This is a genomic window from Halanaerobium salsuginis (assembly GCF_900114545.1).
Classification (GTDB): Bacteria; Bacillota; Halanaerobiia; order Halanaerobiales; family Halanaerobiaceae; genus Halanaerobium; species Halanaerobium salsuginis.
Genome location: NZ_FOTI01000003.1, coordinates 1 through 11,900, shown reverse-complemented (window position 1 = coordinate 11,900; position 11,900 = coordinate 1). Strand labels below are relative to the sequence as shown.

The window sequence follows — 11,900 nt, the reverse complement described above, 5'->3', positions numbered from 1 at the left end:
TTAGATCTTCTCCAATCTTTTCAGGTTGTCCTCCTCAATTAAAGCTTCAATTACCGGGTCTAAATCACCATCAAGAATATTATCAAGCTGATGTAAAGTTAAGTTGATCCGGTGGTCACTTACTCTTCCTTGAGGGAAATTATAAGTTCTAATTTTTTCACTTCGGTCACCAGTACCGACTTGTGATTTTCTCGCTTCAGCTCGTTCTGCCTGTTTTTCCTGCTCTTTCTTTTCCTGCAAGCGAGCTCGTAAAACTCGCATAGCTTTTGCTTTGTTTTTATGCTGCGATTTCTCGTCTTGGCAGGAAACAGTTAAGCCAGTAGGCAAATGAGTGATTCTAACTGCTGAATCAGTTGTATTTACGCTCTGACCACCTGGGCCACTTGAACGATAAACATCAACTTTTAAATCATTTGAATCAATCTCAACATCTACTTCCTCTGCTTCTGGTAAAACAGCAACAGTAGCTGTTGAAGTATGAATTCTACCACTTGATTCTGTAGAAGGTACCCGCTGGACTCTGTGCACTCCACTTTCGTATTTTAAATATTTAAAGATATCAGTTCCTTCAATAGTAAAAATCATTTCTTTATAGCCACCTGCACCAGATGGATTTGCACTCATTACTTCGACAACCCAACCTTTTCCTTCCGCAAACCTGGCATACATCCGATAAAGATCAGCAGCAAAAAGAGCAGCTTCATCACCACCAGCTCCAGCTCTAATCTCTACAATAACATTTTTTTCATCATTAGGATCATCAGGCAGCAGCATGATTGGCAGCCGTTCTTCTAATTTATTAAATTTCGGTTCTAATTCAGCTATCTCCATTTCTGCCAGTTCCTGTACATCAGGATCATCATCAAGTTCAAGCATTTCCCGTGCTTCTGCTAAGCCCTGTTTGGCAGTCTTGTACTCTTGATATTTATCGATAATTTTTTTTAGTTTAGCATGTTTTTTCAAAAGTTTTTGATATTTGTCACTATCATTTATTATTTCAGGATCACTTAGTTTTTTATTTAATTTCTGATAATTATCAACCAATTTATCCAATTTTTCTTCTAAATCAAACATTTAAATTCACCTCTTTGCTTTTCCTTTTATAGCATGACAACTTCGACAGCGTGCTTCATAAACCTCAGCTGCTCCAACTAAAATTATAGGATCATCGAACGCAGCTGGTTCTCCATTAATTAAACGCTGAGTTCTACTAGCTGGTTCACCACATTTCATGCAGATAGCATGTAATTTATCAACATATTCTGCCCGGGCCATCAACTCTGGCATAGGCCCAAAAGGCTGATTGCGAAAATCGCGGTCAAGTCCAGCAATAATTACCCTGACTCCCCGATCGGCTAGATCTTCACAAATCTGAATCAAATCATCCGGGAAAAATTGCGCTTCGTCAATCCCCACAACATCGATATCAGAATTTATTTTAGTTAAAATCTCTTCTGGATGATCAACAGGGATTGCCTCAATACTATTTCCACTGTGAGAAACAACATCTTTTTTACTATATCGATTATCAAGTACAGGTTTAAAAACTTTAACAGTTTTTTTAGCAATCTTTACTCTCCTGATTCGCCTAATTAATTCCTCACTTTTTCCACAATACATTGGGCCAGTAATAATCTCAAGCCAGCCGCTATTAGTAATCTTATACATCAGTCCACCTCATAATCTAAATAATTATTAAATTTTCTCTAAAAAAAAAGCAGAGCAATTAAGCCCTGCAGCAGAAACAAAATGGATTTCTTTCCTTTTTATTCAGAATCTTCTTCTGAAATACCATATTTTTTATTAAATCTTTCGACACGACCACCTTTAGTTGTTCTACGCTGTTTTCCTGTATAGAATGGATGACAGCTGGAACATACTTCTACCCTGATATCTTCTTTAGTTGACTTAGTTTTATAAACCTCGCCGCAGGCACAGGTTATTGTGGTTTCCTTCATTTCTGGGTGGATTCCTTCACGCATCTATATCACCTCTCTTGCATACATAATAATTTTACACTGATAAATCAGCTATCCTGAAATATCTCATTTATCAGGCTGAAGACACAAATCCTCAAACTAGAGTTTATTATAACATAGCAGTTTAAGCTATGCAAGCAAAAATCAATTCTTAAATATCTTAGCTAAAGTATCAACCAGCTCCAGATTATCTTCCGTGTTTTTGAGCTGTTTAAGTAGAGTATCCATTATTTCATAATCATTTAAATCAGAAGTCTGCTGACGTAATTTCCAGATAATATCAAGTTCATTTTCTGTCAATAACATTTCTTCTTTCCTGGTACCAGAGCGGTTAATATCAAGAGCTGGAAAAAGCCTTTTTTCAGCTAGCCTTCTGCTTAGATGAAGTTCCATATTACCTGTTCCTTTAAATTCCTCATAAATTACATCATCCATTCGACTTCCAGTATCTACTAAAGAAGTAGCAATAATTGTTAAACTGCCTCCTTCTTCAATATTCCTGGCAGCTCCAAAAAACCGCTTAGGAAAATGCATAGCTGTTGGATCAAGGCCCCCTGAAAGTGTCCTTCCGCTGGGAGGAATAGTTACATTTGCTGCCCGGGCCAGTCTAGTAATACTATCGAGCAAAATTACTACATCATTTTTATGTTCAACCAGCCGTTTGGCCTTTTCTAAAACTAACTTTGCTACCTGAATATGCTCTTCCTGAGGCTCATCAAAAGTAGAACTAATCACCTCAGCATCAACAGAGCGCCGCATATCTGTAACTTCTTCTGGCCGTTCATCAATTAATAAAATCATCATTTTAGTTTCGGGATAATTATGGCGAATGCTGTTAGCAATTTTTTTTAATAGAACTGTTTTTCCTGCTTTAGGTGGTGAAACTAAAAGTCCCCGCTGACCCTTGCCAATAGGAGAAATAAGATCAATTAAGCGAGTAGATATTTCATTTTTATGATATTCTAGCTGATATCTTTCTTCTGGATAAAGAGGAGTCAAATCTTCAAAATGAGACCGGGAGCGTGCTTTCTCCGGATCTTGATAATTAACCGCCTCAATTCTTAAAATAGCAAAATATTTTTCACTGTCTTTAGGCTCTCTAACTTGACCTGAGACCACATCCCCTGTCCGAAGGTCAAAGCGCCGAATTTGAGATGCAGAAATATAGATATCATCACTTGAAGGAATATACTTAGAAGGTCTTAAGAATCCATAGCCTTCACTCTGAATAATTTCAAGCACTCCTTCGGCAAATATATTTCCTCCTTTTTCTGTTCCTTTTTTTAGAATAGCAAAAATCAGATCTTTCTTTCGCATCTGCGAATAACCACTAATCTCCATTTCTTTTGCTATTTCATGTAATTCTGTAATAGTTTTTCTTTCTAGTTCACTGATGTTAAGCACACCAAAACCACCTTTCCGCATTTACATTCATTTTATTACTAATAAAAACTACATAATATTCAAACCAAGTCTAAACAACATATAGACCCCGATCAAATAAACTGCTGCCGCTGCAATTGAATCCCAACCTAAAAATAGAAAAGACCGGCGTGATCTATAAAATAACCCGATTAAAATAATAGTTGCCATTACAATTCCGATTGCAGCAGTTAAAATATGTACAATTTTAACATCTGCCAGTAAAATTCCCTGTCTATAAAAAAGATCAGCAAAAAAGATAACTGCCATATTAAATATATTGCTGCCAAAAATATTACCAACTGCCATATTATATGCATTTAATCTAACAGCAGAAATAGTGGCTACAAATTCCGGCAGAGAAGTTGCCGCTGCAACCAGAATGGAGCCAATAAAGCTCTGATCAATTCCAGTCAAAGCAGAAAGTTGATCAGCTGTAATAGTAAGATAATAACCGCTAAACACTATTACAACTGCACAGGCAAAAAACCCAAATCCAGCTTTACGCAGTGTATAATCAGGATTAGGATCTGCCTCTTTTTCTTCATTTGGATCAAGAGGATTCTTTTTATCATAACGATAAATCATTCTAACTCCAACTATGTAGGTAAACAGAAGAATAATACTATCAACACCGAGCCCAAAAATACTTAAATGAATATTTAAAAAATGTGAGAGAATCAAACTGAACACTACTAAAGATGAAAGTAGAATACCAATTAAACCGGAAAGAATGTGACTGTAGTTTACTCTCAGTAAAAGAGGTCCTCTGCCCTGAATAAGATCTGCAAAGGCTAAAATAACGAGGTTAAAAGTGTTACTGCCAAAAGCATTGCCAACGGCAATATCGGGTACACCTACAACAGCAGAACTGATACTTGTTACTAGTTCTGGCAAAGAAGTTGCCATCGCAATTAAAATCCCTCCGATAAAAGCCTGACCAAGGCCGCTCTTATCAGCAATAATATCACCAAACCGAGAAAGATAAGTACCAGAGATAATAATTAAAAGTGCCATTAAAATAAATTTTAACCAGATCTGTATCAACTGCACCCTCCTCTCTTAAAAATATAATTATTATACATTAAGAAAAGGAGAAACTCCACCGATTAAGAGAATTCCCCTTTTCTTAAATAAAATTTTAGCAATATTTTAATCATTGTATTGTGATAAATTAATTACCAGGCTTTATCATTGCTTCCTAAAGTTTTAATTTTTTCTTTAACTTTTTCAGCAATAGCATCCCTACCTGGTCCACAATATTTACGAGGATCATATAGTTCAGTTTTTTCAGCAAAAATTTCTCTAATTTTAGTAGTAAAAGACTGCTGAAAATCCGTATTTACATTAACTTTATTAACTCCATATTTAACTGCTGTTTGCAGATCAGCTGCTGAAACTCCAGATGCTCCGTGTAAAACAACTGGCATGTCAATAATTTTTTTGATTTTAGCCAGACGATCAAAGTCAAGTTCCGGCTCACCAACATAAACTCCATGAGCTGTTCCAATTGCAATTGCTAAAGCATCAACTCCTGTTGCCTCAACAAATTCTTTAGCTTGATCAGGATCAGTATACATAGCATCTTTTTCTTCTACTGTATGGTCATCCTCTGTACCACCAATTGTTCCTAATTCAGCCTCTACACTAACCCCCACATTATGGGCTGCTTCAACAACTTTTTTAGTCAATTCAATATTTTCAGCAAATGGTTTTTTCGAAGCATCAATCATAACTGAAGAATAGCCAGCTCTAATGCACTTCATAATGCTTTCAAAACTACTTCCGTGATCAAGATGTAAAGCCACAGGTATTTTCGTATTTTTAGTAGCAGCTTCAACCATTTTAATTACATAATCCATACCTATGTAGCGAATAGCACCTTCACTTGTCTGAAGAATTACTGGTGAGTTTAATTCTTCAGCTCCTTGCATAATTCCCTGTAAAAATTCCATATTATTAATGTTAAAGCCACCTACAGCATATGTTTTTTGATGGGCATCCTGTAAAATATCCGCCATTGGAACTAAATTCATAATTTATTTCCTCCTTATTAAATATTAATCCAGGGATCAAGAGAATTTTTTGATTTTCCCTGAACAGCCTGTAATTCTATTCTATTTAATTGCCGCAATTTTTGCAAGTCTGTTTCAGAACGCGCAGCAATATCAAGTTGGGAACCGCAGTTATTGCAAATAAGCTGAATCTTATCGGAAAAAAGTTCTATATTTATATCATGACTGCCGCATTCACAATAAAGCTCTTGTTCTGCAGCTATATCATGGATAATGTCCAGAGCCTGCAACATTAAATCGGGATCTTTAAAATCATCAAGCCCCATTTCTTCAGCCATTAGTTCTAGATCCTTTTTTACTTTTTCGAGTTCATTTTCTACTAATTTAGATGGACCAAAAAAGCCCAGATTGAGACCTGTCTCTTTACAGGAAAGTGAGGTTAAGTTTTTACTATACCAGAACTTCTGTGGTGAAATTAATAACTTATGTGCCTGATCACAATGCAAACAAAAATAACTTAATCCCAGATAATTATTAGCCTGCCTCTGCAGAGCAGCCTTTTCAGCTCCACAACTACAGCTGAGTTTTTTTGTTTCAGCAACTGGCAATTCAAAAATATTAATTTTCTCTCTTTCCAGACGACCACAGGCAGGACAGCTTAAGGCTATTGTAGTAGAGATATTAATTAGCATCTTAAATCCCGGCCTGTATTAGCAAGGCCAGGTCTTCACCTCCTTAATCTAACTATTCTCCATTAGATTAGAAAATCCTTTTTTGATCTCAAAAAAGTAATTTAGGAAGTTTAATTATAAGCTAACCATAAAAACTAATCTCTTTAAGTTTAATTGTTATTTATCATCTTTAATTATTTTTTTTAATTCTTGAAAACGCCTCCGATGCTCTTCATTATCAAAACAACGGGCAAAAGACTCATTTTCATAATTACGAGCTGCCGCTGCATCTTCTTGATAATTTTTATTGATAGCTGTTTTTATCATTTTAACAGCTGCTGCTGATTGAGCAGTGATTTCCAGAGCCAATTCTCGAGCAGCTGTTAATAAAGATCTGGGGGTAACAACTTTATTAATTAAGCCTAATTCATAAGCGAGAGCAGCATCAATTATCTCACCTGTAAAAAGTAATTCTTTAGCTTCTGCAATACCGATTAAGCGGGGTAAACGCTGTGTAGCTCCAAAAGCTGGAATTAATCCTAACTTAACTTCCGGCTGACCAAAACGAGCTCTGGTAGAAGCAAGCCTGATATCACAAGCCAGACTAATTTCCATTCCACCACCTAAAGCATAACCGTCAATAGCTGCTATAACAGCAGGGGAGCTCTGCTCGATTAAATCACAAATTTGCTGACCTTTATGAGAAAGAGCTGCTGCCTGGTGAGCATTTAATTTTTCCAAATAATCAATATCACCTCCAACAGAAAAAGCTCGATTACTGCTGGAAGTTAAGATTACAGCTCCAATTTCTGGTCTGGCAAAAACTTCAGCTAGAACTTCGTATAATTCAGTTAGAAGCTGATCATTATAAGCATTTAATACTTCAGGTCGATCAATTTTTATTACTGCTATTGAAGTTTCATATTGACACTGAATGAATTCTCCTGCCATTATTTTTCCCCCTTAGTTTTTTTACTTCTTATTTTCTAAAACTGCTTTAATGAAGCTGACAAATAACGGATGGGGTCGATTTGGTCTTGATTTAAATTCAGGATGGAACTGTACTCCGACAAACCAGGGATGATCAGGTATTTCAACTATTTCTACCAATCTTTCATCAGGAGATAAACCTGTAATTTGCATCCCAGCGTCTATTATCTGTTCACGGAATTGATTATTAAATTCATAGCGATGACGGTGACGTTCATAAATCACTTCCTGCTGATAAGCTAATCTACTAATTGAGCCATCCTCTAATTTACAGGGATAAAGTCCCAGTCTCATTGTCCCTCCCATGTCTTCAATATCATGCTGATCTGGCATTAAATCAATTACTGGGTAATCACTCCGGGAATTAAACTCAGAGCTATTAGCCTCTGTAAATGATAAAACATTACGAGCATATTCAATTACTGCACACTGCATACCAAGGCAAATACCGAAATATGGGATTTTATTTTCACGAGCATATTCAACTGCTTTTAATTTACCTTCAATGCCCCGATCTCCAAAACCACCAGGAACTAAAATACCATCTACTTCTGATAGCTTAGCAACAGCCTCTGGGCCAGTTTCAAGATCTTCAGCATAAACATAATCTATTTCTACACAGCAATTATTGGCAATTCCAGCATGAGTAAAAGACTCAGCAATACTTATATAAGCATCTGGTAATTCAACATATTTACCAACAATGGCAACTTTTACTTTTTCACTACGATTTTTTATTTTATCAACTAACTCAATCCATTTTTTCAAGTCAGCTTTTTCCACCTGATTGCTTAATTTCAACTTGCTAATTACATTTTCAGCCATACCTTCTTTTTCCAGCATTAAAGGAACTTCGTAAATATGCTCAGCATCAACTAGCTGAATAACATCTTCTTTTTCTACATTACCAAATAAAGATATTTTATCTTTTACTTCTTGTGACAATTTTCTTTCCGAACGACAAACAACTATATCAGGCTGAATACCAATACTTCTCATTTCTTTAATGCTATGCTGAGTTGGTTTTGTTTTTAATTCACCTGCAGCAGCTAAATAAGGAACCAATGTGCAGTGAATATAAAGAATATTATCTCTACCTAATTCATTTTTGAGCTGTCTAATCGCTTCTAGAAAAGGTAAACTCTCTATATCTCCAACTGTACCACCAATTTCAGTTAAGACAACATCGGCATTGGTTTCTCTTCCGACTCTAGTTATTCTATCTTTGATTTCATCTGTAATATGAGGAATAACCTGAACAGTAGCTCCCAGATAATCACCACGGCGCTCCTTTTTTATTACTGATCCATAAATTTTACCTGTAGTAACATTATTACTCTGACTTAAATTAGCATCAATAAAACGCTCATAATGACCTAAATCAAGGTCTGTTTCTGCTCCATCGTCAGTTACAAAAACTTCTCCATGCTGATAGGGACTCATTGTCCCTGGATCATAGTTAATATAAGGGTCAAATTTCTGAATACTGATTTCAAGACCTCTACTTTTTAGCAGACGGCCCAGTGAAGCAGCAGTTATCCCCTTACCAAGGGCTGATACTACTCCTCCTGTTACAAAAATATATTTGGTCATTTTTATTATCTCCTCCACTTTAAATATTAAGCTAAACTTATTTTTAAAATTTATCCTAGAAAAAGATTTCCTTTTAAAAAACTAAATTTATAAAAGGAAATCTTTTTAACTAAAATTAATCTTTTTATTAGACTACATTTTTTCTGGAGCACTAATTCCCAGTAAAGTTAAAACATTTTTCAGAACCTGGCGAGCCGCATCTACTAAATAAAGCCTCGCCTGAGCTAAATTTTGATCATCTGTATTAACCCGACAGTTATTATAGAACGAATGGAAAGCAGTTGCAAGGTCATAGGCATAAGTTGTTAGATGATGGGGCTGTCTTGATTCAGCGCTTAAAGTAACTTCTTCTGGCAGGCGGGCCAGCATTTTAAGCAGATCAATTTCAGCAGGATCAACAAGCAAATCCAGATTATCGGCCGAAGCTGTTAGATCTGCATTATCTAAAATACTATGAATTCTGGCATGGGCATACTGAACATAATAAACTGGATTACTACTTGACTGTTCTTTAGCCAGCTCCAGATCAAAATCAAGGTGACTATCAGTACTACGCATTATGTAATAATAACGAGCAGCATCTGTACCCACTTCTTGATTAACATCTCGCATAGTTACAAAACTACCTGCTCTTTTAGACATTGGCATTTTTTTACCATTACGCAGTAAAGTTACCATCTGAACTACAATAACTTCCAGGGTTTCTCTATCATAGCCAAAAGCTTCAATTACTGCCTGCATACGTGGTATATAGCCATGGTGATCTGCTCCCCAGACATTAATCAGTTTATCGAACCCTCTTTCTAACTTATCTAAATGATAGGCTATATCAGCTGCCAAATAAGTTGCTGAACCATCAGATTTGATAACCACTCGATCTTTATCATCTCCAAACTCAGTTGACTTAAACCAGAGTGCTTCTTCCTGTTCATAAATATAACCCTTTTCCCTCAGACTGGCAATTGCCTGCTGAATTTTATCAGGATGAAGAGTCCGTTCACTAAACCAATTATCAAATTCAATCCCGAATTCAGCCAGATCGCGTTCGATATTTTTCAACATCTTCTGATAGGCATATTCTCGACAAATCTCTAGCTGCTCTGTTTCAGCCTTAGTCTTTAAATCAGCTCCATATTCTGCTTTCAGCTCAGCTGCTATTTCTTTAACATAAGCACCAGCATAAATATTTTCGGGCAGCTCAATATCTTCTCCCAATAGTTCCTGATAGCGTAATAAAGTTGACTCAGCTAAAATATCCATCTGATTACCTGCATCATTAATATAATATTCTCTTTCAACATCATACCCTGCTGCTGCCAAGATTGCTGCAGTAACATCACCAACCACTGCACCTCTACTATGTCCAACATGGAGCGGGCCAGTTGGATTAGCAGAAACAAATTCAACCTGAACTTTTTTTCCTTGCCCGGCTTCAACTCTTCCATAGTCATCGCCTAACTCTTTAATTAAGTTGAGATTTTTATAAAGCCAGTCATTTTTAAGTTTTAAATTAATAAAACCAGGGCCAGCAATGGATATTTCTTCTACAATTTCAGTTTCAAAGTTATCAATAATAATCTCAGCTAATTGACGTGGATTCAAACCAGCTTTACCAGCTAAAACTAGCGCAATATTAGTTGCATAGTCTCCGTGTTCTTTCTCCCGTGGTATTTCAATATTTATCTCTGGAATTTCTGCCAGCTCTAGTTTTCCTTCATAGACTGCTTTTTTTAGACTTTCGGCCAGATAGTTAATTAATTCCGCTTCTACCGCTGCCTGTAAATTTTTTTGCAAAACAATAAACCCCCTATAATTTCTTTTCCTAATTAATCTTCTTCTAAAACACTATAACTTAACTTTAAGTAATGCTCAGCATTTAAACTGCCAGCTAAAAATAATTGATAGTTTATTTTAATAATTCCTTTAGTTGCGGCCAGATCAAACTCTAAACTACTAGTTTTAACTGCCAGATCAATTGAGCCATATTCAGTTTTAAAATAACCTGTCTCTTTTTCTCCAACTGAAAAATCTTGTTTTAAAGCAGCTGGATCTTCACGCAGTAGTAACATTCTTTCAGCAGCTGGATCAATTTTAATGACAGTTCTTGCTCCTGCTAGTCCTTCCGAATGGTCTTTAAATTTAAGATAAATCTTGCTGTTTTTTAATTGCAGCTGGCCCTGATAATTTTTAATTATTTTGTTTTCCTCTGTTTCACCAGTCAACAATTGTTTATTCTCTAATCTTATTTTTACTGCTTGAGTCATAGTTACTTTAATCACTCCAAATTTTTATAATTTGAAAAAACCACAGTCCAAATTTTAACTGCGGCTTTTAAGTTCTATGTGTTTATATCCTTATAATTTTATGTTTTTACCAAATTCTACTGCAGATTGATGGTTTTTAATTGCTCTAAAATTTTTAACTATACAGCCCTGTGTTTCTAAAGCTGACATAACTTTTTTGAGTGCCTTATTTGTAGCAAAAAATCTGGGTTTTACAAAAGCTACAGCGTCTTTACCCCCAGTCCGCTTAGCCTCACTTAAAAATCTAGCTAAAGAGTCGTCTATTTTCCCTCTAAAAATACCTTGAGTTGGGCTGCCTGCTAATATCAGGTCATAAGGATAAAAAGAAATACCACTTCCCAGATCTTTAGTATTTTTTAGATCAACTCTAAAACCCTGGGTCTCTGCTCCCTGCTTGATTCCTTCCGCAATGTCCGTTAAATCTTGATCAGGTGTGTGTATAATTAATAAACGCTGCAATTATAACCCTCCTTTTTTAATCAATCTTAATTCTATCATAAAATCAAAACTTTTTACAGGGTTAATTCCTTAATTAAACAAAATAAAACCTCCTTCATTTCAGATAATAATCTAGAAGGAGGTTTTTTATTAAATAAGCGAATTTCATAAAAATAAGCCTTGATATAACAAAGATTTTAATGATATAAAAAGGGCTTCACCCCATCTTGTCGAATTAAATAGTAGCACCCATAAAACCCGAAAGAAGGTGAAGCCCTATTAATAATATTCGACAAGAGTGTCTCTTTCCCTTTGAAGAATTGCTAAATTTATCGGAAACAGACAAATTGATTTGTATTTTAGATCCTATTGATCTTAAACCTTTAGTTGAAAAGATAAAACCTAAGTCTAATAAAGGACCAACTGGATACAATCCAGAAGCTGTTTTAAGAGCTTTTCTGGTCCAGCAGATTGAAAAGATTCCCAGCA

General features: G+C 35.7%; 12 protein-coding genes. All 12 read right to left on the bottom strand.

Annotation, left to right across the window (positions count from 1 at the left end; translation table 11 throughout):
* The gene (gene prfA / locus BMZ74_RS01805) at window positions 1-1,074 is read right to left on the bottom strand and encodes a peptide chain release factor 1 (RefSeq protein ID WP_089858749.1); all 1,074 of its coding nucleotides are present in this window, start codon (window positions 1,072-1,074) and stop codon (window positions 1-3) included.
* 6 nt (window positions 1,075-1,080) lie between these two features.
* The gene (locus BMZ74_RS01800; protein ID WP_089858746.1) at window positions 1,081-1,668 is read right to left on the bottom strand and encodes a thymidine kinase; all 588 of its coding nucleotides are present in this window, start codon (window positions 1,666-1,668) and stop codon (window positions 1,081-1,083) included.
* A 98-nt stretch (window positions 1,669-1,766) separates the two neighbouring features.
* Window positions 1,767-1,982, bottom strand: a complete 216-nt coding sequence (rpmE, locus tag BMZ74_RS01795; RefSeq protein WP_089858743.1) for a 50S ribosomal protein L31 — start codon at window positions 1,980-1,982, stop codon at window positions 1,767-1,769.
* A gap of 141 nt (window positions 1,983-2,123) precedes the next feature.
* Window positions 2,124-3,404 (bottom strand): transcription termination factor Rho, encoded by a 1,281-nt coding sequence (gene rho, locus BMZ74_RS01790; RefSeq protein ID WP_245750782.1) that lies wholly within the window; start codon window positions 3,402-3,404, stop codon window positions 2,124-2,126.
* A gap of 27 nt (window positions 3,405-3,431) precedes the next feature.
* A complete protein-coding gene (locus tag BMZ74_RS01785) occupies window positions 3,432-4,454 on the bottom strand; it encodes a sodium:calcium antiporter (protein ID WP_342742420.1) in 1,023 nt (340 codons plus the stop codon).
* Between the two features lie 125 nt (window positions 4,455-4,579).
* Window positions 4,580-5,437: a class II fructose-1,6-bisphosphate aldolase gene (gene fba / locus BMZ74_RS01780; protein ID WP_089858732.1), complete on the bottom strand. Its 858-nt coding sequence runs from the start codon at window positions 5,435-5,437 to the stop codon at window positions 4,580-4,582.
* A 17-nt stretch (window positions 5,438-5,454) separates the two neighbouring features.
* Complete coding sequence (locus BMZ74_RS01775) at window positions 5,455-6,108, bottom strand: hypothetical protein (protein WP_089858729.1); 654 nt, start codon at window positions 6,106-6,108, stop codon at window positions 5,455-5,457.
* A gap of 156 nt (window positions 6,109-6,264) precedes the next feature.
* Entirely contained in the window at window positions 6,265-7,038 is a 774-nt protein-coding gene (locus BMZ74_RS01770) for an enoyl-CoA hydratase/isomerase family protein (RefSeq protein WP_089858726.1), read from the bottom strand.
* A gap of 21 nt (window positions 7,039-7,059) precedes the next feature.
* The gene (locus BMZ74_RS01765) at window positions 7,060-8,670 is read right to left on the bottom strand and encodes a CTP synthase (protein ID WP_143070135.1); all 1,611 of its coding nucleotides are present in this window, start codon (window positions 8,668-8,670) and stop codon (window positions 7,060-7,062) included.
* A 132-nt stretch (window positions 8,671-8,802) separates the two neighbouring features.
* Window positions 8,803-10,464, bottom strand: a complete 1,662-nt coding sequence (gene argS / locus BMZ74_RS01760; protein WP_089858723.1) for an arginine--tRNA ligase — start codon at window positions 10,462-10,464, stop codon at window positions 8,803-8,805.
* A 32-nt stretch (window positions 10,465-10,496) separates the two neighbouring features.
* Complete coding sequence (locus BMZ74_RS01755; RefSeq protein WP_089858719.1) at window positions 10,497-10,934, bottom strand: YwiB family protein; 438 nt, start codon at window positions 10,932-10,934, stop codon at window positions 10,497-10,499.
* A 90-nt stretch (window positions 10,935-11,024) separates the two neighbouring features.
* Entirely contained in the window at window positions 11,025-11,432 is a 408-nt protein-coding gene (locus BMZ74_RS01750; protein WP_089858717.1) for a hypothetical protein, read from the bottom strand.
* Window positions 11,433-11,900: the final 468 nt, after the last annotated feature.